The sequence below is a fragment of the Silvimonas iriomotensis genome (assembly GCF_014645535.1).
GTDB classification, from domain to species: Bacteria; Pseudomonadota; Gammaproteobacteria; order Burkholderiales; family Chitinibacteraceae; genus Silvimonas; species Silvimonas iriomotensis.
This window is the reverse complement of sequence record NZ_BMLX01000001.1, coordinates 618,118-641,284: the sequence shown is the minus strand read 5'-3', so window position 1 is coordinate 641,284 and position 23,167 is coordinate 618,118. Positions and strand designations below refer to the sequence as shown.

Sequence of the window (23,167 nt, the reverse complement as noted above, 5' to 3'; positions counted from 1 at the left end):
GGGGTGATGAAACCTGACCAGTCAGGCCGACGAACAGCCACCCACCGGCCCGTTGGCGGGCGCCGGTCAGTCGTTCTGGATCACGATCTTGGGGAATTTCGCAGAGAAATCCTGTGCCTTGATCGCGACACGCGCAGCCAGTTTGCGCGCCACTTCTTTGTAGGTGGCAGAAATAGCGCTGTCCGGATCAGCCACCACGCTGGGTTTGCCGGCATCGGCCCCCAGGCGGATAGACAGATCCAGCGGCAATTGCCCCAACAGCTCAACGCCGTAGTCCTTGCACATGGCCGCGCCGCCGCCTTCGCCAAAAATGGGCTCGGCATGACCGCAGTTGCTGCAGATATGCACGCTCATGTTTTCGACGATACCCAGGATCGGCACGCCGACTTTTTCGAACATCTTCAGGCCCTTGCGGGCGTCCAGCAGCGCAATGTCCTGCGGCGTGGTCACGATCACCGCGCCGGTCAGCGGCACTTTTTGCGACAGTGTGAGCTGGATATCGCCCGTGCCTGGCGGCAAATCGATGATCAGGTAATCCAGATCGTTCCACAGCGTGTCGTTCAGCAATTGCGTCAACGCCTGCGTCACCATCGGGCCACGCCAGACCATGGGTTGCTCGGTATCAATCAGGAAACCGATCGACATGGTCTGCACGCCGTAATTGACGATCGGCTCGATGTGCTTGTTGTCTGGCGACACGGGTTGCTGATCCGCCACGCCCATCATGGTCGGCTGCGACGGGCCGTAGATATCGGCATCCAGCAAACCCACGCGGGCACCTTCCGCCGCCAGCGCCAGCGCCAGGTTCACGGCGGTGGTGGATTTACCCACCCCACCCTTGCCGCTGGCCACGGCGATCATGTTGCGTACGCCTTGTTGCAGTTGCAGGCCACGCTGGGCGGCGTGTGCAACCACCTGCGTGCTGATACGGATATCCGAACCGGTCACGCCCGGCACGGTTTTCAGCGCGGCATCCAGTTGTTGCCGGATGATTTCATGCTGGCTTTTAGCCGGGTAGCCCAGCACCAGGTCAAAACTGGCCTGGCCGTTTTCGAGTTTGAGATTCTTCACCCCGCGCGAGGACAGATAGTCCTTGCCGGTATTGGGGTCGATGGTCTGGCTGAGAATGTGCTGGATAGGCTGGAGATCGGACATGGTCGTTTGGGCGCGCGCGGCGCAAAGTACGTCAGGGATATAAGCTCGATTTTACCGTAGATTGCGCCGGCACCGCCCAATCTCAAGACTGACGACCTGTGTTTGCCCATGGCCCCTGCCCTTTGGCGGTTTTTGGGCCACCCAGATGCGACAGGCAGAAACCGGCATCCGCCCCCAAACCAGCATGACCGGGGTGGCGTCGCCTTCTGGTTTAGCGAAAATAGCCTTTGTCCAGAGTCTGGAACAAGGTCGGCACCCAGGATTGCCCCAGCGCTTTTACGGCACGCGCTTCACCCTGGCAGGCGGCCCGCCACATCCACTTCGCCGACAGATACAGGCGCAGGTCTTGCGGCATTTCCTCGCACTCGGTCAGGCCGCCTTCGCGCAGCAATTCCCCGAGCGGGTAATAGGCCCGGTGATAACGCTGTTCTGCCGCCATGCGCAGATAGGCACTGGCCTGGTCCCGGCTTTGTTCAACGTGAAAACCGCGCAGATGCGCCACGCCCACGTTGTAGGCCGCCTTGGCCATGCCCTGACGGGCCAGTTGCTGCAGGCTGGCCAGGGCCTCGGCCTGTTCCTGGGGCGCGCTGCCACCCAGCATCCGGGCTGCGCGGTTGAATTGTTGTTGCATGGCGTGGGCGGTGGCCGTGCCCTGGGTTATCTGATGCATGTGAATCACCCGAAATCAATTTTGAGAATTCGAGAATTATTGATTAGGCATATCAAAACAGATATCAGAAATCTCTGAAAAACCGGCAGTATTGTCCGATATCTACCGCCATGAAAAAGCCCGGCTTCAAGCCGGGCTTTTTTGTTGCCGCTCAAGACTGTTTCGATGCTTAGCCTTCCAGCCAGGCCTTGCGGGCCGCGATGGCTGCGGCATCGGCATCCTGCGCGGCGCGCAAGCCCCAGGTATCTTGCCCGGCCACTTGCACGGTCAGTTGGCGTACATGCAGTTCATCACGGCGGAAGGCGTGGATTTCTACCTCAGTACCAGCAACATAGCTGCCCAGCGCGGTGTCCAGATTGCCGGCCGTAATGCGCAAACCGTTCAGTGCGATCAGGACATCCCCGGCGGCAAGGCCCGCTTGCTGGGCGGCACCGCCATCCAGCACATGCGTCAGCTTCACGCCGCCGGCCTCGCCGGTCAGTCGTGCGCCAATGCTGTTGCCTGGCGCGGTGATGTCTTTCCAGCCGCCTTTGTCGGTACCACCTGCGGTCACCCGCAGCTGGGTCGCTACGCCCACTTGCGCCAGCAAGCTGGCAACAGGCAACGCTTCGGTAGAACGCAGTGCCAGATCAAAGAAGGCTTTCAGATCAACGCCGGCGACTTCACTGGCGATCTGTTCCCATTCGGCCTCGCCGACGCCCTTGCCGCCCTTGTTGCTGTAGAAGTCTTTGCCGAACCGCTGCCACAGCGCGCGCATCACATCGTCCAGGCTCTTCTTGCCCTTGCTGTGCTGACGAATGGTCAGATCAAGGCACAGCGCGGCCAGTGCGCCCTTGGTGTAGTAGCTGACGATGACGTTCGGGCTGTTTTCGTCCTGGCGATAGTATTTGACCCAGGCATCCAGGCTGGCTTCTTCCAGGTTCTGCCGCTTGCGCCCGGCACCGCGCTCCACGCCGGTCAGCGTTTGCGCCAGCAGGTCGAAGTATTCCTGCTCAGTGATCAGGCCGGTCCGCACCAGCGTGAGGTCATCGTAATAAGAGGTAATGCCCTCAAACGCCCACAGCAGACGCGTGTAGTTTTCGCTGTACAGATCGTACGGTGCGTACGCGGCAGGCTTGATGCGCTTGACGTTCCAGGTATGGAAATACTCATGGCTGCACAAGCCCAGGTACTGGCGATAACCGGCTTTGACCGCGGTTTCATGCGCCAGCGGCAGATCATCGCGGCTGACCATCAAAGCGGTCGACGCCCGGTGTTCCAGGCCACCATAACCATCGCCCGTCACCATGCTCATGAACACATAACGCTCAAACGGGGCCGGTTCGCCAAAGAGTTTGATCTGGTATTCGCAAATCTTTTTCAGGTCGCGCTTCAGACGCTTCATGTCGGTACGGTGCCGACCGGCAATCACTACTTCATGCGGCACGCCACAGGCCTTGAAGCGGATGTCGCTGAAGTTGCCCATTTCAACCGGATGATCGATCAGCTCATCGTAATCACCGGCTTTATACAGGCCGAACTCACCGGCGCGGGCGCCATCAACCGGCAGACTGGTGGCGACATGCCATTGCACGCCGGCCGGGGCCAGCAGTTCAACCGTACACGGCTGGTGCTCTTGCCCCTTTACGGCCAGGAACGTGCTGGTGCCGTTGAAAAAGCCGCGGCTTTCATCCAGATAAGCGCCACGTACCGACAAATCCCACGCGTAGACGCGATAACTGATTTCCAGCTTGCCTTTCACGGGCTCGGCCTGCCAGCTGTGTTTGTCCAGCTTGGTCAGCGCCACCGGCTTGCCCTTGCACGAGGCACTGATCTCGATGAGATTGCGGGCAAACTCGCGCACCAGATAACTGCCGGGAATCCATACCGGTAACCACACCGTCTGTCCGTTGGCATCGGGTTTGTCGATCGACAGCGTGACATCAAAATAGTGGGCCTTGAGGTCGGCGGGCTTGATCCGGTAATGCGGCATGGCGAGGCTCTTTCAGAGGGGTTCAGTCAGGCAGGGTAGCCCACCTTGTGGGTGATTACCGCTGCAACAAATTCCAGTCAGGCAGAACAATGCCGCGACCGGGCTTGGGTGGCAAGCCGTTCTGGCCGGGCAATGAAAAGCCCCCGCGCGGGCGGGGGCTAGATTGTCGCATATTCAGCGCTGCGGCAGGCCTTCCGGACCCGCTTCGCTCTTGGGCGGCGGGTCTACCGCTTCGCCCTCATGCCCGGGATGACCATGCTGACGGCGCGCGGCATCAAGCAGTTGCTGTTGTTTTCTCGCCGCACGCTGGTCGGGGTAATCGAGTTCTTCAGCTTCACGATCAGGTTTTTGTACCATTTGTACCTCACTGGATTTGCAGTTTGCCCTGCCAACACCCACGATGGACTCATGGGGCGTCAGCATGTTCCCGTTTGGCGCTACAAGGCGGCGTGCTTTAATAAAAACCACAAGACACCGTGTCGAAACCATGCGTATCAAAACCCGTTTCGTTCTGTACATCACTGCGTGGACGCTGACGCTGGCCACCCTGCTGGGTTGGCTGGCGCACAAGCAATGGACGGACTACGCGCAAAGCCGCCGCGCGGTCGGTGATGTGGAACGTGCCCAACTGGCACTCAAGGTATTCGAGATGGTCTCGCGCGAGCGGGGTCCGGCCAATGCCATCATGGGTGCCGCATCGCCGGCCCCGGCCGTTCAGGCGACGGCGCTCACCGATGCCCGCGCCCATAGCGACGCGGCCATTCATGCCTTGCTGACCAATCTGCAGGCGCTGGACGACGATGACGCCAATCGCGCCGCCATGATCAACGCGCTGCTGCAACTGCAGGATGATCTGCAGACTGGCCGGCGCAAGGTCAACGCTGTCGCCGCCCTGCCCGCCGCACAGCGGCCCGGCGAAACCATTGACGACGCCGTCTCGACCATGATTTCCGTCGCTTCGCTCGCCTCACCGCTGGTCGCGCGCATTTCCGGGGCCGCCGAGCGCCGTGGCAATACGCTCAATGATCTGCTGGTCGCCGCGCGGGCGGCGGCCGAGTTGCGGGAACAGGCCGGCCAACTGGGCTCCCAGTTCACCCGGGCGCTGATCCGTCAGGAACCGCTGACGCGCCAGACGGTTGAATCGATCGAACGCATCGTCGGGCATATCGACATCATGCGCATGCTGGTGAACAACCGGGTTGCGCGTTGTTGTGCCGACGACGCGACGATCACCGGCGCCGTGGCGCAAATGAATCAGCATTACTTTGGCGATGGCCAGGCCCTCGTCAACCAGGTGCTGGTGACCTGGCATGCTGATGTCGTACCGCAAATGACCACCGGGGAGTTCGCCGCGCGCTACGTCCCCACCATGAACCCCATTCTGGACGTGCGCGATGCGCTGTTGCTGCAAGCCAGCAAACAGGCCATCACCGCGCAAGCAGAAGCGCGCGAGCGGCTAATCTGGCTGGCCCTGTTGACCGCCCTGATGGCCCTGTTGCTGATCGTGCCGCTGTGCGTCTTCGGTTATCGCTTGCTGAATGCGCTGACCACCTCGGCCAATATCATCAAGGCGCTGGCGGCCGGCAGGCTTGATACCCCGGTCCCTGTGCCGGTACGCAGCGATGAGATCGGAGATGTCCTCAGCGCCATTGCCGTGCTGCGCGACAACAGCCGGGCTCGCCAGGTGTTGCAGGTGGAACGCGAAGCGCTGATTGCCGAATTGCACGAAGCGGCCACCACCGATTTTCTGACCGGCGCCCTTAACCGGCGCGCATTCCAGACCACGGCGGCGATCACGGTCACGCAGACCAGCCGCCGTCATGGCGTCTGCAGCGTGGCCTTGCTGGACCTGGATCATTTCAAGCGGGTCAACGATACCTGGGGCCACGACGTTGGAGATGCAGTGATCCGTGCAATCAGCCAGCATTGCCGGCTGACCTTGCGCAGTTCAGACCTGTTTGCGCGGTACGGTGGCGAGGAGTTCATCTTCTTGCTGGCTGACGCCAACGCCGAAAACACGCGTGACATTCTGGAGCGGATTCGTCTGGCCATTGCCGAAGCGACACTGGCCACAGTGGATGATCAACCGATCCGCCTTACCGTGAGCGTGGGGTTTGCGGTACTGGATCATCAATGCGATACCCTGGAAAAACTGGTGCTGGCCGCAGATCGGCATTTATATGAGGCCAAACAGCAAGGGCGTAACCTCGTCGTCGGGTTGCCTACAGGACTGGCCTCGTAATCTGGCGTGAAAATCATCGTTCAATTCAAATCAGATTAAATATCGCTGACGATGATTTGATGATTGACGTCAAACGGTAAAACAAAAATAATTGCCAGACATAACTCCAACAACGTCTTTATCGCTAATCAGCGCAGAGCTGGATCAATGAATACCAAGGAAAAACTGCAAGAGCTGGAAGCCGCAAACGGCCAGGACGCCGCACTGAGCGCATCGCGCCGGGTTTACCTGGATTTGCGCATGCGTATTGTTGAAATGTCCATGCCGCCCGGCACCCGCATTGTTGAGCGCGATATTGCCGCAGAACACGGTACCAGCCGCACGCCGGTACACGAAGCCGTGCAACGCCTGGCCGAAGAAGGCCTTGTGGAAATCATGCCGCGCGTGGGGACATTTGTGGCGCGGATTCCGCTGGATGCGCTGGAAGAAGCCATGCTGGTGCGCACCGCGCTGGAAATCGCCATTGTGGAAGAAGCCGCCAAACGGATCTCGCCTGAAGGCGTTGAGGTGTTGCGCGGCATTCTGGCCTCGCAGCGCCAATGCACTGAAGCTGGCGACACCCGTGGCTTTCACCAGACCGACGAAGCGTTTCACGCGGCGCTGGCTGAATTGTCCGGCCACCCTGGCGTCTGGCCGATTATCTTGCAGGCCAAGACCCAGATTGACCGCTACCGGCGCCTGACGTTGCCGCTGCCAGGCCGCATGGAACATGTGGTTGACGAGCACGTTGACGTGGTCGACGCCATTGCCCGCGGTGAGCCCGCTGCCGCTGTTGCAGCCATGCGCTCGCACCTGGATCATGTTTTGCCGGTGCTGGAAGTGGCCAGAACGCTGCAGCCAGAATTCTTTATCCAGCACTTGCCAGAGCACAAAAGTGCACATGGCTAAGGGCGTAATCGCCGCTTGAGCCCAACAAAAAGCCCGCAAATAGCGGGCTTTTTTTTATTGCGCAAACGTGTAAGAAAAAGCAAAAAAGACGCATTGGCCTTTCTGCAGAAACCATTTACCGGTGTAAACAGAAATAGCTAAAGCGTTTAACCCGCCATTGCGCGTGCAATTGCAATGGCGGGTTTATCAGAATTTGCTTTTGCGCAAATTCAGCAAAATCAACCGCGCGAAATCAGCGCAGCAATACCTTGCGAATCAATCTGCGCCAGAATTTCGCCCAATGCGCTGGTCAATCCGGCAACGCCATTCAGATCCTGGCCCCAAAGCGCGATATTACCCAGCCACTCGGTTGCCATTTGCTGCACGGTCCACTGCCCGGCATCCACTTTGGCCCAGGCACTGTCAAACCACGCCAGCCAGGCCGGATCATCCGACAGTTTGATCAGCTTGCCGCGGTACAGCACCATGGTCGCAGCCAGCGCAATCAACAAGTGGCGTGGCAGCTTGCCGGTAGTGCGCTGGAATTGCAGCAGTTGGGGCAAAACGCGGGCGGCGTATTTGCTCCAGCTATTGAGCGCAATCGACTCCAGCCGGTGATGGATGTACGGATTGCGGAAACGCCGCAAGACATCAGCCGCAAACGGATCAAGTTCCGAGCGCTCCAGCGGTAGCGCCGGGATGATTTCCTCATTGAGCGTATCGAGCAAGAACGGCCCGACTACCGGGTCGGCCACGGCCTCGCCCACTTCTTGCAGACCAGCCAGCAACGCTACCGGTACCAACGTGGTGTGGCCGCCATTGAGCACGCCCACTTTGCGCTGCTTGTACGGCGTAATGTCATCGACCAGGCGGATGTTCAGGCCGGCGCCATCAAGCTTGAGTTCTTTGGCAAGCCATTGCGGGCCCTGAATCACAAACAGGTAGAAATACTCGGCGGTGACAAGGAACTGATCCTTGTAGCCCAGTTCTTCTTCAATCTGCGCCATTTCCGCGTGCGGGTAACCCGTGACGATGCGGTCGACCAGCGTCGAGCAGAAAGTACATGCAGTGGTCAGCCAGGCTTCAAACTTGGCACCCAGTTGCCACAGCCGGGCAAAGTGCAGCACCGCCGCCTTGAGCGCCTCGCCGTTGTAGTCGATCAGTTCGCACGGCAGCAGCACCAGCCCCTTGTCGGCGGCGCCGTCAAAGCAGGTAAAGCGCGCATGCAAAAAGCGCGTGAGCTTGGCCGGAAAGGTGCTGGCCGGCGCGTCATCAAAGCGGTCGGTGTCGTTGGTCGCAATGCCGGCTTCGGTGGTGTTGGACACCACAAAGCGCAGATCCGGATTGGCCGCCAGCGCCAGGTACTGTGCGTAGTTCTGGGCCAGGTCGATTTCACGCTCAACGCATTCAATCTTGCGGTAGGTTTTGACCGGCTGACCGGATTCATCCAGCCCGCGAATCAAGGTGGTGAACATGCCACCCTGAACATCAAGCAAAGGCAGCGCCGGGTTGCCGCGCGGGCGCACCACCACAACGCCTGCATCAAGCCCGGTGCGCTCGTTCAGCAGATCAATCTGCCAGTCGACAAACGCACGCAGAAAATTGCCTTCACCAAACTGCAAGAAGCGGATCGGGCGATGAAACGGTTTTTCCCGTTGTAATGTTTGCATGATCTTGCGCTCTTAAAGAGAGATATCCCGTTTCCAGAAAATGAAGTCGTACTGCTGCAGGCGATCTGCCTTGGCTTTGTACTGACCACCCGCGGTGGCAACCACCATCTTGAAGAGGTCTTCAGCCACTTCCGGCAAGGGCTTGCCCTCCACCACCGGACCGCAGTCAAAGTCGATCATGTCCTTGAGTTTGGTGGCGGTCTTTGTGTTGGTCGCAATCTTGAGCACCGGCACAATGGGGTTGCCCGTGGGCGTACCCAGACCAGTAGAGAACAGCACCACGTTGGCGCCAGAGGCCACGATGCCGGTCACGGATTCCACATCGCCACCCGGTGTGCACAGCAGGGACAAACCCGGCTTGCTGGCGTTTTCACCGTAATCGAGCACTGAAACAATGGGCGATGTGCCGCCCTTCTTGGCCGCGCCGGCAGACTTGATGGCGTCGGTAATCAGGCCGTCGCGAATGTTGCCTGGGCTGGGGTTGGCGGCAAAGCTGGTGCCCACGGCCTGCGCTTTGGCTTCAAAGTCGCGCATCATGCCAAGGAAACGGCGCTTGTCGTCGTCGTTCTCGCAACGTTCGATCAGGCTGGCTTCCACGCCGCACAACTCGGGGAACTCCGCCAGGATCGACGCCCCGCCCATGGCCACAACCATATCTGACACCAACCCCATGGTCGGGTTGGCAGAAATGCCGGAGAACCCGTCCGAGCCGCCGCATTTCACGCCAATCTTGAGGGCAGAGAGCGGCACCGGCGTGCGTTTGATGTCATTGGCGCCCTTGATGCCCTTGAGGGTGTCTTGCAGCACCGATTTCATCATGGCTTCTTCGCTATCCCACTGCTGCTGTTCAAAGATCAGACAGGGTTTGTCGAAGTCAGGGTTCACCTTGGCCAGTTCTTCCTTGAACATCTTGATCTGGGCGTTCTGGCAACCCAGGCTGAATACGGTAATGCCGGCCACATTGGGGTGATCTGCATAGGCAGAGAGCACTTTGCACAGCGAACGCGCGTCAGCGCGCGTGCCGCCACAGCCGCCAGCGTGGGTGATGATGCGCACGCCATCGACATTGGGGAACGGGCGTGTCACGGCTTGCGCCGGCGCATCCATATCCTCGCCCAGCAAAGACAGCGTGTACGCGGCCAGATCGTTGGTGGCGTAACCCAGCGGTTGTTCCAGCGCGTTGCGCAGGTGTTCCACATTGCGGTTTTCACAGAACACCAGCGGGAAAATCAGCCAGTAATTGGCCGTGCCGATGCGGCCATCTGCGCGCACCACGCCCGGGAACGTCGCCCCTTGCCAGCTGGCCATATCCGGCGGCGTCCAGGTATACGGCGCGGTTTGGGTGATCTCGACGTCCGCAGCGTAGTGCTCCAGGTTTTCCGTCGTCACCGCTTCGCCGCGGCGGATATCCTGCATGGCGCGGCCAACAGGCACGCCATAAAGACGCAGCAACTCGCCCTTGGCAAAGGCACGGCGCGCCAGCTTGTGCTTGGCGGCCACCGGGGTGGTGATCAGGATGGATTCGTTTTCCCAGGTGACGATCTCGCCCGAGGCCAGATCAGTCAGCGCGACGAGCATGTCGTCATCCGGGTGGATACAAAGCGTTTTTTGCATGGCTGCCAGTGTCTTCGTGAACCGGCCACCTGCGTGGGCAAGCGGCCGGTATGGATTACGTGTGATGCGTGCCGGTTACAGACCGAAATAGCGCTTGGCGTTTTCGTAGCTGATATCGCGCACGATCTGTTCCAGCGCCGGTTCATCTGCCGGGTATTCGCCGCCTTCAACCCACTGACCCAACTGACGGCACAGCAAACGACGGTAGTAGTCGTGACGCGGGTAAGAGGCAAAGCTGCGCGAATCCGTCACCATGCCGACCGAGGTGCCCAGTACGCCGTGATTGGCCAGGGTCACAAACTGCTGCAGGTTGCCTTCCTTGTGATCGTTGAACCACCAGGCCGGGCCGAACTGCAGCTTGCCGGTGACGCCGCCCCCCTGGAAGTTGCCGATCATGGTGGAGAGCACGTCGTTCATGTTCGGGTTCAGGCAGAACAGCATGGTCTTGGGCAACTCGTCGGTGCTGTCGAGCACATCGAGCATGGCGGCAAGGCCGGCACTGCAGCTCATGTCAGAGATCGAGTCGTAACCGGTATCTGCACCCAGCGTCGCCAGCATGCGGCTATTGTTGTTGCGCTGCGCGCCAATGTGCAGGCACATCGCCCAGCCGTGGCTGGCGTAAACGCGGCCCATGGCCGTCAGGATGCCGCGGACGTACTGGCCCAGTTCGGCATCAGACAACAAGCTGCCTGCGACGCGTTTCTGGAACAGCGCTTCCAGCTGTTGTTCTGTTGCCGGCACCACCGGCAGGGCAACGTCGACCGCGTGATCGCTGATCCGTGCGCCTTGCACGTGGAAAAACGCCACACGGGCAGCCAGGGCGGCAATCAGGCTGGCAAAGGAATCAACCTTCGCGCCGGCCACGTTGCCAAGGCGCGCCAGGTAATCCACAAAGCCTGGATTGTTGATCCGCATGGCTTTGTCCGGGCGATACGCCGGCAGCACGCGGGTCTTGAGCGCCGAACCGGCAATCTCCTGGTGTTGCAGCAGATCGTCGGCCGGGTCATCGGTGGTACATGCGATTTCAACTTTCGCCTGTTCCAGCAAAGACCAGGTATCCATGCCGGCCAGACTGGCGTTGGCTTCTTCCCAGATGCGACCGGCGTTCTTTTCGTTGATCAGCAGATCAATGCCGAAAATGCGGCGCAGTTCCAGGTGGCTCCAGTGATAGATCGGGTTACCAATGGCGTGCGGCAGCACCTTGCAAAAAGCACGGAATTTTTCTTCATCGCTACGATTGCCGGTGATGAAATCTTCGGTGACGCCAGAGCTGCGCATCAGACGCCATTTGTAGTGATCACCGCCCAACCACAGCTCGGCCACATTGCGAAACTTCTTGCGGCTGGCAATTTCGCCCTGTTGCAGGTGCGAGTGGTAATCGATGATCGGCAGATCCGCGGCGACGTCGTGATACAGACGACGGGCCGTTGCGGTATCGAGCAGGAAATCCTTGTCCATGAAAGCAGCCATCGCGGTACAACCTCCTAGCCTTTTTGCAGTGTGTGTGAAGCGCATCCCTCTGATTTGTTGCGGATTCAGAGGGGTTGTCGATCTGATATATCAGAATTATGAGCGCTGATATATTAGCTACGCAAGCACTTTGTAGTGACTTGTTCACGTGCTACGGTTGCCTTTGGTCAAGAAACCCGAACAAAAAGCAAATACAAGGGCTACAGACGCAAAAAGGGCGGAGTTAATCCGCCCTTTTTGTGATTTTTTCCCAGCCGGTAGTATGTTATTGGCCGAAATCCACTACGCCGCTCGCCAGCGTTGAATCAGCTGTAGCTTGCCGGTGGCCAGCGCGGTGCCGACCAGAATCACCAGACACCCCAGCACCGTCTGCATTCCCACCTCTTCATGCAGGAACAACGCGCCCCAGGCCACGCCAAAAACCGGGATCAAAAACGTGACCGACATGGCATAGCTGGCGCCCGCGTGCGCGATCAAGCGGAAATACAACACATACGCCAGACCGGTACACAGCACGCCAAGCCCGATCACCGCCCACCAGGCGCTGGTCGACACCGGGTGTTGGGGCCACCAGTACAACGCACCGGGCAGCAACACCAGCGCCGAGAAAAACTGGCTGGCCCACGCGGTTAGCGGCGGTGCCAGGCCCGCCAGCGTGCGCTTTGAAAAATGACCCGCAAAACCATAAGAGAGCGTCGCCACCAGCACCGCCAGTACCGCCAGCGTCTGGGTGCCCTGCGTGGCAGTCAGTTGCTTCCACACCAGGATCAGCACACCAACAAGACCCAGCGCCATGCCCAGTATCTGATCCCGTGTGAGATTGACCTTGAGCCACACAAAAGCGATCAGCGCGCCCCACAACGGCGTGGTGGCGTTCAGGATGGAATCCAGCCCGGCACTGACGTACAAGGTGGAATAGGCAAACATGCAGAACGGCAAGGCCGAATTGGTCAGCCCCACCACCAGCAGCGGCTTCCAGTGGCTACGCAAATGCCGGCGCGATGTCGCACTGGCGATCACCGGCAGCAATACCAGACTGGCAATCCCCACGCGCAGCGCAATCAGCGGCACCGGCCCGAACTCGGACGAGCCCATGCGCATGAACAGAAAAGAAGCACCCCAGATGGCCGCCAGCACCACCAGCTCAATGGCATTCATGGTTCAACAAACTCCATGCGGACACACGCGCCAGACAAGACAGCGGTGACAGGCCCGCAAACAGGGTGGAAAATAGCCGGATTATGCGTCGGCACCGGGCAAAACCCGTAGCGCCATTGAACGCATATATAGATAGGGAAGCCAGCCACAGTTTGCGTGTTGCGCTACAGATACAGCCCGCCGCGTGGTCGCTGGTGACCGCCCCTGATTGAATCACCCCCACGCAGTGCGTGTGCCGACACCACCCCGTCGCTACACCGTTGATGAATATTTCGGAGAAACACCCGATGAGTGATGCCCGCCAGACCATCCAGCAACGCGTATCCGATTTGCGTGCCGCCATGCGCCGCAATCAGTTCGACGCCTGGATCATTCCCTCCGCTGATCCGCATTTGTCTGAATACCTGCCGGATTACTGGCAAGGCCGCAAATGGGCCTCGGGCTTTACCGGATCCGTCGGCACACTGGTGGTGACCGACGATTTTGCCGGCGTCTGGGTTGATGGCCGTTACTGGGAACAGGCCGAAGCACAGCTGGAAGGCACGGGCGTCAAGCTGATGAAGCTGTTGAGTGGTCAAGCGCAGCCACACGTAGACTGGCTGGCCGCCAACCTGAAAACCGGCGCCCGCGCCGGCGCCGATGGTGATGTGCTGAGCCTGTCCTCTGCCCGCGCCACCGCCAGCACGCTGCAAGCCAGCGGCGTCAACCTGGCCACCGACAAAGACCTGCTCAGCGAAATCTGGGCAGACCGCCCGACCCTGCCGCAAGCCGCAGTCTACGAACACGTTGCGCCGTACGCCGCCGTCAGCCGCGCCGCCAAGCTGGCGCAAGTGCGCGCAGCCATGCAAGCCGCCGGAGCGCAGTGGCACTTTGTCTCCACGCTGGATGACCTGGCCTGGATTTTCAACCTGCGCGGCGGCGACGTGGACTACAACCCGGTCTTCCTGGCGCACGCGCTGATCGGCGCCGACAAGGTCACCCTGTTTGTTGATGAAGCCAAAATCAGCGCTGACCTCAAAACCACGCTGGCCAAAGACGGCGTAGAGATCGCCGCATACGACACCGCCACCACCGCGCTGGCCGCCCTGCCCGCCGGCTGTGCCGCGCTGATCGACCCGGCCCGCACAACCCTGGGCCTGATCAACGCGATCCCGACCAGCGTGCGCCTGATTGAAAAACTCAACCCGTCGCAACTGTTCAAATCCCGCAAGACCGACGCCGAGATCGCCCACGTGCGCGACGCCATGGCGCAAGACGGTGCCGCCCTGTGCGAGTTCTTCAGCTGGCTTGATCGTGCCCTGAATAAAGAACACATCACCGAACTGGACATCGACAGCCGCATCACCGCCGCCCGTGCCAAGCGGCCGGGTTTTGTGTCTGCCAGCTTTGGCACCATTGCCGGCTTCAACCAGAACGGTGCCCTGCCGCACTACCACGCCACACCGGAAGCACATTCCGTCATCAAGGGCGACGGCCTGCTGCTGATCGACTCTGGCGGCCAGTACACCGGCGGCACCACCGACATTACCCGCGTGGTCCCGGTGGGCAACATCACTGCTGATCATCGCCGTGACTTCACCACGGTGCTCAAAGGCGTCATCGCCCTCTCCCGTGCGCGTTTCCCGCTGGGCATCCGCGCCGCCATGATCGACGCCATCGCCCGCGCGCCAATGTGGGCCGAAGGCGTGGACTACAACCACGGCACCGGCCACGGCGTGGGTTACTTCCTGAATGTGCACGAAGGCCCGCAAAGCATTGGATACTTCCGCGAAGCCGGCCCGGACACCGCCATGCAGCAAGGCATGATCACCTCGATCGAACCGGGCATTTACCGCCCGGGCCGCTGGGGTATCCGTATCGAAAACCTGGTGGTCAACCAATCCGCCCCAACCACCGAGTTTGGTGATTTCCTGGAGTTCGAAACCCTGACCCTGTGTCCGATCGACACCCGTTGCGTTGAGCGCAGCCTGCTGACGCAAACGGAAGCCGACTGGCTTAACCAGTACCACGCCACCGTGCGCACGCGCCTGCAACCACTGGTGTCAGGCGACGCGCTGGCCTGGCTGCTGGCCCGCACAGAAGCAATCTAAGGCCAGAACGCCGGGCAATTTTTCAACAAATTGCCCGGCGCCCCCAATATCTGGCGTGTTGTCAGGCGCCTGTGCAATATCTGCCAACAACTGATTTAGCCTGTGTTTCAAAGCCTTATCAAAAAACCCCGGCCTTGCGTTTACGAACCCGAAGACCCGTGTTAGTATTCGCACCCTCAAGTGTGCCGGTGTAGCTCAGTTGGTAGAGCACCTGACTTGTAATCAGGGGGTCGCGAGTTCGATTCCTGCCGCCGGCACCAATGAATACGTAGTAAAGACAAAGGGTTGCAGCCTTCGGGTTGCGACCCTTTTTCTTTTTCTCGGTCGTCTTATTAGACAAACGTCTAATAAGACTTCCTCAAGCGTCCCTCGCCTGCTTTGTTCCGCCCTCCAAACAACCGCAAGGGGATAAAGGCTCAAAGTTTGTAATGAACAATTTGCCGGACTGCTCACGTGGCTCCCCGGCGCGAGCGAGACTGACCGAGGACCGCAATCCGGTTTCAAGCGATCAGAAGCCTTCTGATACCTGCAAGCTCTCAGAGTGGTCGTGAGGCTCTGAATGACCTTGCCCCCCACCCCGTATTAATTGGGCTACGCTCTCGTATCGTGCGAAGTCCCACGGCACGCCATAATCCTTGGTTCCTCAATACGGCGATCAAATAGGTCATCGCGCCGACCTATATACAAAGCACACCCTTACCCCCCGCCCCCTGCACTCACCGCGTCTGTTGCAGCCGTAACTGCTGATCCTGTTGCTGGAACTGTTGCTGCTGCCGCTGGATTTGCAACTGGTTTTGCTGCTGCTGTTGCAACTGTTGCTGTTGTTGCTGCAACAACAATTGTTGCTGTTGCTGGTCTTGTTGCTGCTGTTGCAGCAACTGCCGTTGTTGGTCTTGCTGCAGCTGTTGTAATTGCTGCTGGCCTTGCTGCTGATATTGCAGCTGCTGATTCTGTTGTTGCTGAATCTGCTGCAATTGCTGCTGCTGCAGTATTTGCTGTCCATTCTGGTAGGTGGCGGCCGTGGCGTTGCACAGCGCTCCTGCCAGCAGAACCAGCACCAAAATCTGGCGAACAGGCATGGCGGCCTCCCGGGCTGAGCCGACTGATCAATAGATAATCAGACCGCCTGCGCTGGTACTTGTTGCGCCGGTGAATCAATCCGGGCAGTTTTCCTGCAGCATTTTCAGACGGCCACCCTGCCGCGGCTTGCTTCTGGCTGCTGCAGTCTGTGTCGCGCCTGGCGCCATCCGTCATGGCCCGACATGCGGGCAAAAAGGCACCGCACATCCCCCGGAACCGGCCGATTGTTTCTTGTAAATCACTATGTCAATCAAGACGTTGACGGGCAGTTCAATCCCATTATCATAGTCACGCGACCCGTCAGAAGGCGGGCGAGAAACAAGTAGACAAACCGGATGATGGAGACTTGCATGACCCAATCTTTGTTCGCGCGCGGACAAGGCAAGCTTGCGCTTGCCGCTTTGCCGGCCATTATGGCCGCGTCCATGGCTTTTGCTGCTTACCCGGCCTGGCAGGATGGTGGTACTTACACCGCCGGGACCATCGTGTATTACAACGGCCACGATTATCAGGCCCTGGTCAATCAGACCGATTACGCTGGCGCGGGCTGGAACCCGGCCTCTACCCCGAGCTTGTGGAAAGACCTTGGCGCAGACACGGGTGGCGCTTCGCCGACACCGACGCCTACGCCGCCCCCCGTACCGACCCCAACGCCTACGCCAACCCCTGCGCCGACTGCAACGCCGACGCCGACGCCGACGCCGACGCCGACGCCGAATCCGACCCCCACGCCGACGCCCGCGCCTTCCGGTAACTGTGCTGCGGCATGGAGTGCCAGCACCGCCTATAACGGCGGCGCAACGGTGAGCTACAACGGCGTGAACTACACCGCCAATTTCTGGACGCAAGGCAACAATCCGGGCACCAGCAGCGGCGCGGCCGGTTCTGGCCAGCCGTGGACGGCCACCGGCAACTGCAGCGGCGGCGCGACGCCGACACCGACACCGACTCCGACGCCCACCCCAACACCTACGCCGACACCGACTCCTACTCCTACCCCAACGCCGACGCCTACCCCAACGCCGACGCCTACCCCAACGCCGACACCGACACCGACACCCACACCTTCCGGCAGCCTGCCGAAGCATGTGCTGGTCGGCTATCTACATTCCAGCTTCGCCAATGGCTCGGGTTATATCACCATGGCCAATGTCTCTAATGACTGGGACGTGATTGCGCTGGCGTTTGCTGATTCGGATACCAACGGCAACATCACCTTTACCCGCTGCCAGCCAAGCGAGTGCCCGAACGTCGAGAGCGATACCGACTTCAAGGCCGCGATCAAGGCCAAGCAGGCGCTGGGCAAGAAGGTGATTATCTCGGTCGGTGGCGCCAACGGCCTCGTGCAGTTGAACAGCGCTGCAGCGGTGACCAACTTTGTCACTTCGGTCGAGAAGATCATCGATACCTGGGGGCTGGACGGGGTTGATATCGACTTTGAAAACCAGTCGTTGTCACTGGATGCCGGCGATACCGACTTCACCGCGCCCAAGACCGCGAAGATCGTCAATCTGATCAGCGCCCTGACGCAAATCACCAGCCACTATGGCAGCAATTTTGTGCTGACCATGGCGCCGGAAACCTTCTTCGTGCAACTGGGCTACAGCTTCTATGGTCCGGGCCCGAGCGGTTCTGCCGATGCGCGTTCCGGGGCGTTCCTGCCGGTGATCTACGCCATGCGTAACCAGCTCACACTGTTGATGGTGCAAGACTATAACTCTGGCCCGATCACCGGCCTGGATGGTCAGTACCACACCATGGGTGGCGCGGATTTCCTGACAGCCATGACCGATATGGAAATCGCCGGCTTTGCCGTGGCCAACAACGGCGGCAAAGTCTGGCCAGGCTTGCGTCCGGACCAGATTGCCGTGGGCATTCCGGCCAACGCCAATGCAGGTAACGGTTTCCCGGCGACAGCGGATGTCGAATCGTCACTGGATTGCCTGATGAAGGGCACCAACTGCGGCAGCTACAAGCCGCATCAGGTCAGCCCGACCTTGCGTGGCCTGATGACCTGGTCGATCAACTGGGATGTCTACAGCGGTTCTTCGTTCTCCCAGCCGTATCGGGCTTATCTGAACAGCTACGGCCAGTAAACGCGGTTCGATCAACGCACTGCAAACCGCACCCGGTGAAAACGGGGTGCGGTTTTTTATTTCCGGCGCCCCGCTGTTTGTAGTCGATTTATTCCAGGTACACATTTCTTGATATTTGTCATATCTGCATGCGATGCCCATGGCGCAGCCGGGTGCTTCTCCATAGGATTGCTTTCTGTAACGTTCTGATATATCAGAATGATTAACAGCGGGACGCGGCGCCGTTTACCGGCTCTGCACCGGACTACAGAACATGGAGTGAGTACGAAAATGATCGCTATGTATCGCACGCAAGAAACCATCGAGACCATCCACGGCACCGACGGCCTGACTGTGCAAGCCGCCGCCGGCGCCTGATCCGGCCCGCACGCAACCTCATCCGTAACCCTGCTGGCACGCTGTGCCAGTTGCTATGCGGGCCTGCCCAGACATGCCCGCAGGGGATTTGTCATGCCTGAGAATCAACACGTTCGCACACGCCTTGGCAGCGCCGTTGCCCTTGCACTGGTGCTGGCCGCCTGCGGCGGTGGTGGCGGTGAAATCACCACGCAAACCAGTAGCCCGACCAACACAACGTCGAACACCCCAACGCCGACGCCTGCCGCTACGCCAACACCCACACCGACCCCAACACCTACGCCAACCCCGACCGCCAGTCTGTGGCCCAGCGCGGCGCTCAATGATGCGGCCGTAAGCGGCAAGGAGCCCGTGGTCCCGGCCACCGTCTGCAGCAGTCTGTCCGCCACCCTGACCACCAACGGCCGTGGCCTGCTGGATGACAGCGTAGATGCCGGCGGTACTAACTCCCAGCCAGACGCCAGCCGCATTCAGGCCGCCATCACGGCGTGTCCGTCGGGTCAGATGGTCAAACTGGTGGCGGGCAGCAGCGGGCAGAATGCCTTCCTGTCCGGGCCTTTGACCTTGCCTGCAGGGGTCTCGTTGTGGATCGATAATGGCGTCACGCTGTTTGCCTCGCGCAAGCCGTCGGACTATCAGATTGCAGGCAAGAATACCTGCGGCCAGACCGCCAGCAGCGACAACGGCTGCCAGGCGTTGATCAATGCCGTCGCGGGCAATAACGGTCTGTATGGCCCAGGCACGGTGGATGGTCGCGGCGGCGCGGTGGTGACGTCCGGCACCTACGCCAATACGCTGACCTGGTGGGACGTGGGCGCCCTGAGCAAAACACTGTCGAGCAACAACAACCAGAACAACCCGCGCCTGCTGCAGGTGACGGGTGGCAGCAACTTCAGCCTGTATCAGGTCAGCCTGCAGAATGCCCCCAAATTCCACGTGGTGACCAGCGGCGTGAACGGGTTTACCGCCTGGGGCAACAAGATCCAGTCGCCAACGCTGGCCTACAGCGTGGCCGGTTATAGCTGTGGGTCCGGCACAATGCCAACGGTATCGGGCACGGCCAATACCACGCGGGCCAGCACCTGCTTTACGCCAGATACTGTCAAGAACACTGACGGGATTGACCCGGGCCAGTCACAAAATGTCCTGATCGCCTTCAACCACATCAGTACGGGTGACGATGGCATTGCCATCAAGGCGCACACCACTGCCGCCGTCAGCAACATCCAGATTCTGCACAACCGCTTCTACTACACCCACGGCATGTCGATCGGTAGCGAGACCGACTCTGGCGTAAACGGTGTCACCATCCGTGACCTGACGGTAGATGGTTACGATGTCGGCGCCACCAGCGGTTTCCGGATCAAGACAGATGACAGCCGTGGCGGTGAAGTCCAGAACGTGACCGTAGACGGTGCCTGCGTGCGCCGCGTGGCGCAGCCGTTTGCCATTGATACTTATTATGGCGACGCTTATGGCTCCAGCAACGCGATGTTCCCCAATGTGCACGACATCACCATCCGCAACTTCCGCTATCTGGATACCACGGGCTCCAGCCGCAACGGTACCAACACAGCGATTGACCTGCGCGGTTACCAATCGCAAGGCCAGGCGTTACCGGCGTACAACATCACGCTGGATAACGTGGTGTTCGACAGCACACCGTCGTGGGTTACCACCAAGACGTCTTACGCCATCCCCTCTTACGCCAGTGTCATCATGGGGCCGGGGCCAGTGTCGTTTGCCAGCATGCTGACAAGTGCCGCGGGCGCCAACAGCTTCAACGTAACCGACAGTCGCAGCACCAGCGCCACCGCTTACGATTGCAGCTCGGCATTTGTGAGCTTCCCTTCCAGCAATTCACCGATCTGACAAGGGCGTTGTGCAAACATGAAAAAGAGCCACGCAAGTGGCTCTTTTTCTTTGGCAAGCGCCGTTCATCTGTCCTGATACAAGTCACGCTGTAGTATTCAGGTCATTCGCTACAAATTACTTGCCATTCAATGTTTTATACCGTCATAATTCTGATATATCAGAATGAAAACAGTATCCGGGATTCCTTTCCTGGCGGGCTTTTTCTTGCCGCTGTTTTCTGAAGCCGGCGCATGCTTTGATCAATACCGGATGCGCCATTTGCAATACCAGACCGACACAGGCAGGATAAGTCAGATGGTTACTGCGATCAGCATACCCGTTAAAAGGACATTGCCGCAGCGGCAATGCGCCAATTGCAATGTGCGTGATATTTGCCTGTTGGCCAATGTCGCCCAGCAACGTCAGGAATCCAGCGATACCACGCAACCGGTATTGAATATGCGGACGATATCCATCCGCCGGGGTGACCGACTTTTTTCACAAGGCCAGAGCGGTGCCATTTACGCGGTGCGGCTGGGCTTTTTCAAGACCCGTATTCTTAACGCGCACCTGCGTGAACAGGTCACCGGCTTTTATATGCCTGGCGCCCTGATGGGTGCCGATGCGCTGGCACTGGGCCAGCACGGTGACGACGCCGTGGCGCTGGAAGACGGCGAAGCGTGCGAGATTTCCTGCAACACGCTGGTCGGCCAGGCCCAGAAAAACGGTGACGCACGCCAGCAATTGCAACGGATTCTGGGGCAAGAGATCAGCCGGCTGCATCACACCACGCAGCGTCTGCGTGACACTGTGGCGGTGCAGCGTGTGGTCGGTTTGCTGCTGGATCTGTCAGATGCTTTCGCCCTGCGTGGCTACTCGGCGCGCAGTTTTCTGTTGCGCATGACGCGTAATGAAATGGCCAGTTATCTGGGCTTGTCGATTGAAACGGTCAGCCGCATTTTATCCCGTTTACAAAACCATGGCCTTTTGCAAATTCAGGGCAAGCTTGTCAATTTGACGGATACCAAAGCCTTGCACGGCATTCTGGAACAGACCGGCAATACGGTCGAACTTGAATAGCTGTTTGATACAAATCAAACCGTAAACAGGAAATGGCGAACTCAATCATGAGTTCGCCATTTTTATATCTTTCAAACAATCAATTACAACTGGTCAGTTCAAATCATAAAAATAAGAAAACGCTGATATTAGAACTGATATTTACAATTGAAAGCGTGAAACTGACTGACGTAAACCGGTCGCCAATTGTTGCAATTCCTGCACGTTCTGCGTCGCAATATGGACTGAGGCAGCAGAGCCCTCCACCATTTGCGCAATTCGTTCCACATTGACCGCCACGCTATTACTGGCCACGCTTTGTTCCGACGCCGCATTGGCTACATCGCGCACACGTTCCAGGTTGGCATTGGCATCAGCGCTGATGGCCTGCAGCGCATGCGCGGCCTCCCCCGCCATGTGCACGCTGCCAGAAACCCGCGGCGTCACCGCATGCATGCTGTTCACCACTTCATCCGTGTCAGTCCGGATGGCGTCGACCATCTGGCCGATACGGCCGGTTGCTTGCGAGGTGCGCTCGGCCAGCTTGCGTACTTCATCGGCCACCACCGCAAAGCCCCGGCCATGCTCGCCGGCACGGGCGGCCTCAATGGCGGCGTTCAGGGCCAGCAAGTTGGTTTGATCGGCAATTTCCTTGATCTCGCCCGACACCCCGCCAATCTCGCGCGAGCGTTCCACCAGCCCGGCAATCAGCTCGGAGGCGGCGTTGACCTCGGTCAACAGGCCATTGATTTCTGTCGAGACCTTGCCCACCAGCGCCTCGCCCTCGCCGGCCAGCACGGTGGTGCGACTGGAGTTTTTCTCGGTTTCGCGCGCGGAATGAGAAATCTGGTCAATGCTGACCGACATCTGTTCGATCGCGGCAGCAGTCGAGGCGGTCGCGTCGGAAGACTGTCGTGAGGCCTGGCGAATCTGCTCGATCTGCTGCGTCAGATTGCCTGCCGCCTGCGCCAGCGCCTGGGCGCCTTGCTGAATGCCTTCAATCATGCCGCGCAGACTGTGCTGCATGGTGGCCATGGAGCCCAGCAAAGAATCAGGCCGGCTGCGGCTGAACTGGCTCAGCGAGCGGGTCAGATCACCGGCCGCAATCGCCCGGGCGACCTGGGCGGCGTAGTCGGGCTCGCCCCCCAGTTGCCGGTAAATGTGGCGCGACATGACAAAGGCCAGCGCGCTGACCAGCACAAGGCCCAGCACGCCAATCAGCACAAAATGCCAGACCAGTTGCCAGTACGCGTGTTCGATATCGTCGACAAACACGCCAAAGCCGACCAGCCAGTTCCAGCCGTCGATGCGGGTTACGCCGTTGATTTTGGGTACCAGCACGTCGGTGCCCGGGCGCTTGGTCATGTCGTCAAAAAACGCGTAGTCGGTATCGCGCAGCCGGAAGAGGTATTCCTCAAAATTGCTGCGGCCGCTGGCCACTTTGGCGCCCCAGTCCACCTTGCCGATCACCGCCGGGTTGGGGTGAACCAGACCCAGCGCATCCGTGGTGCGTGCCCACAAGTAGTTCTTGCCATCACGCAGGCCGGAGAGCGCGGCGACAGCCTGTGCTTGCGCTGCCTGGTGATCCAGTTTGCCGCTTTGTTCCAGCGACTGGTAATACGCCACCTGATGCTTTGCCAGACTGAGCACAGTCCGGATTTCATCGCGCCGGTCGGCCAGCATGTTGGCATGCAGGGTGTGCAGCGCCACAAAGGCCACGACAATCAGCCCCAGAATAGCACTGGCCACGATCAGGCCCAGCCGGGTGGAAAGTTTCATGATGACAGCTCCATGCTTGATAAAATCTGGCCTG

At 59.6% G+C, this 23,167-nt stretch carries 17 protein-coding genes and 1 tRNA gene; 9 read left to right on the top strand and 9 right to left on the bottom strand.

Annotated features, from left to right (window positions below):
- Positions 1-66: 66 nt before the first annotated feature.
- The 4 genes from apbC to IEX57_RS02880 all read right to left on the bottom strand — a co-directional run bounded on the left by apbC (position 67) and on the right by IEX57_RS02880 (position 4,154).
- Positions 67-1,155: an iron-sulfur cluster carrier protein ApbC gene (gene apbC / locus IEX57_RS02895; protein ID WP_188702113.1), complete on the bottom strand. Its 1,089-nt coding sequence runs from the start codon at positions 1,153-1,155 to the stop codon at positions 67-69.
- Between the two features lie 211 nt (positions 1,156-1,366).
- The gene (locus IEX57_RS02890) at positions 1,367-1,825 is read right to left on the bottom strand and encodes a tetratricopeptide repeat protein (RefSeq protein ID WP_188702111.1); all 459 of its coding nucleotides are present in this window, start codon (positions 1,823-1,825) and stop codon (positions 1,367-1,369) included.
- Positions 1,826-1,994: 169 nt separating this feature from the next.
- Complete coding sequence (locus IEX57_RS02885; protein ID WP_188702109.1) at positions 1,995-3,797, bottom strand: M61 family metallopeptidase; 1,803 nt, start codon at positions 3,795-3,797, stop codon at positions 1,995-1,997.
- A 174-nt stretch (positions 3,798-3,971) separates the two neighbouring features.
- On the bottom strand, positions 3,972-4,154 hold the full coding sequence (locus tag IEX57_RS02880; RefSeq protein ID WP_188702107.1) for a hypothetical protein: 183 nt from the start codon (positions 4,152-4,154) through the stop codon (positions 3,972-3,974).
- Between the two features lie 130 nt (positions 4,155-4,284).
- Here IEX57_RS02880 and IEX57_RS02875 point away from each other — a divergent pair, with 130 nt between their 5' ends.
- A complete protein-coding gene (locus IEX57_RS02875; RefSeq protein WP_188702105.1) occupies positions 4,285-6,039 on the top strand; it encodes a GGDEF domain-containing protein in 1,755 nt (584 codons plus the stop codon).
- A gap of 147 nt (positions 6,040-6,186) precedes the next feature.
- Positions 6,187-6,927, top strand: coding sequence for a GntR family transcriptional regulator (locus IEX57_RS02870; protein ID WP_229708633.1), 741 nt, complete (start codon positions 6,187-6,189; stop codon positions 6,925-6,927).
- A gap of 218 nt (positions 6,928-7,145) precedes the next feature.
- Here the strand turns inward: IEX57_RS02870 and IEX57_RS02865 are convergent, their stop codons facing one another.
- From IEX57_RS02865 to IEX57_RS02850, 4 genes are all read right to left on the bottom strand, one after another.
- Positions 7,146-8,576: a tagaturonate reductase gene (locus IEX57_RS02865; protein ID WP_188702103.1), complete on the bottom strand. Its 1,431-nt coding sequence runs from the start codon at positions 8,574-8,576 to the stop codon at positions 7,146-7,148.
- Positions 8,577-8,588: 12 nt separating this feature from the next.
- The gene (locus IEX57_RS02860; protein ID WP_188702101.1) at positions 8,589-10,190 is read right to left on the bottom strand and encodes a UxaA family hydrolase; all 1,602 of its coding nucleotides are present in this window, start codon (positions 10,188-10,190) and stop codon (positions 8,589-8,591) included.
- 75 nt (positions 10,191-10,265) lie between these two features.
- On the bottom strand, positions 10,266-11,660 hold the full coding sequence (uxaC, locus tag IEX57_RS02855; protein WP_188702099.1) for a glucuronate isomerase: 1,395 nt from the start codon (positions 11,658-11,660) through the stop codon (positions 10,266-10,268).
- A gap of 282 nt (positions 11,661-11,942) precedes the next feature.
- Positions 11,943-12,818 carry a DMT family transporter gene (locus IEX57_RS02850; RefSeq protein WP_188702097.1) on the bottom strand — a complete coding sequence of 292 codons (876 nt, stop codon included), beginning with the start codon at positions 12,816-12,818 and terminating at the stop codon, positions 11,943-11,945.
- 287 nt (positions 12,819-13,105) lie between these two features.
- Here IEX57_RS02850 and IEX57_RS02845 point away from each other — a divergent pair, with 287 nt between their 5' ends.
- The 7 genes from IEX57_RS02845 to IEX57_RS02815 all read left to right on the top strand — a co-directional run bounded on the left by IEX57_RS02845 (position 13,106) and on the right by IEX57_RS02815 (position 21,375).
- Complete coding sequence (locus IEX57_RS02845) at positions 13,106-14,908, top strand: aminopeptidase P family protein (protein WP_188702095.1); 1,803 nt, start codon at positions 13,106-13,108, stop codon at positions 14,906-14,908.
- Between the two features lie 184 nt (positions 14,909-15,092).
- Positions 15,093-15,168 (top strand) — tRNA-Thr (locus IEX57_RS02840).
- A gap of 492 nt (positions 15,169-15,660) precedes the next feature.
- Complete coding sequence (locus IEX57_RS02835; RefSeq protein WP_188702093.1) at positions 15,661-15,819, top strand: hypothetical protein; 159 nt, start codon at positions 15,661-15,663, stop codon at positions 15,817-15,819.
- Complete coding sequence (locus IEX57_RS02830; protein WP_188702092.1) at positions 15,820-16,005, top strand: hypothetical protein; 186 nt, start codon at positions 15,820-15,822, stop codon at positions 16,003-16,005. It abuts the gene before it with no gap.
- Between the two features lie 333 nt (positions 16,006-16,338).
- On the top strand, positions 16,339-18,084 hold the full coding sequence (locus IEX57_RS02825; RefSeq protein ID WP_229708629.1) for a chitinase: 1,746 nt from the start codon (positions 16,339-16,341) through the stop codon (positions 18,082-18,084).
- Between the two features lie 450 nt (positions 18,085-18,534).
- The gene (locus tag IEX57_RS02820; RefSeq protein WP_188702086.1) at positions 18,535-20,313 is read left to right on the top strand and encodes a glycoside hydrolase family 28 protein; all 1,779 of its coding nucleotides are present in this window, start codon (positions 18,535-18,537) and stop codon (positions 20,311-20,313) included.
- A gap of 297 nt (positions 20,314-20,610) precedes the next feature.
- Complete coding sequence (locus IEX57_RS02815) at positions 20,611-21,375, top strand: helix-turn-helix domain-containing protein (RefSeq protein ID WP_188702084.1); 765 nt, start codon at positions 20,611-20,613, stop codon at positions 21,373-21,375.
- A 141-nt stretch (positions 21,376-21,516) separates the two neighbouring features.
- Here IEX57_RS02815 and IEX57_RS02810 read toward each other — a convergent pair whose 3' ends face one another.
- The gene (locus IEX57_RS02810) at positions 21,517-23,133 is read right to left on the bottom strand and encodes a methyl-accepting chemotaxis protein (protein ID WP_188702082.1); all 1,617 of its coding nucleotides are present in this window, start codon (positions 23,131-23,133) and stop codon (positions 21,517-21,519) included.
- Positions 23,134-23,167: the final 34 nt, after the last annotated feature.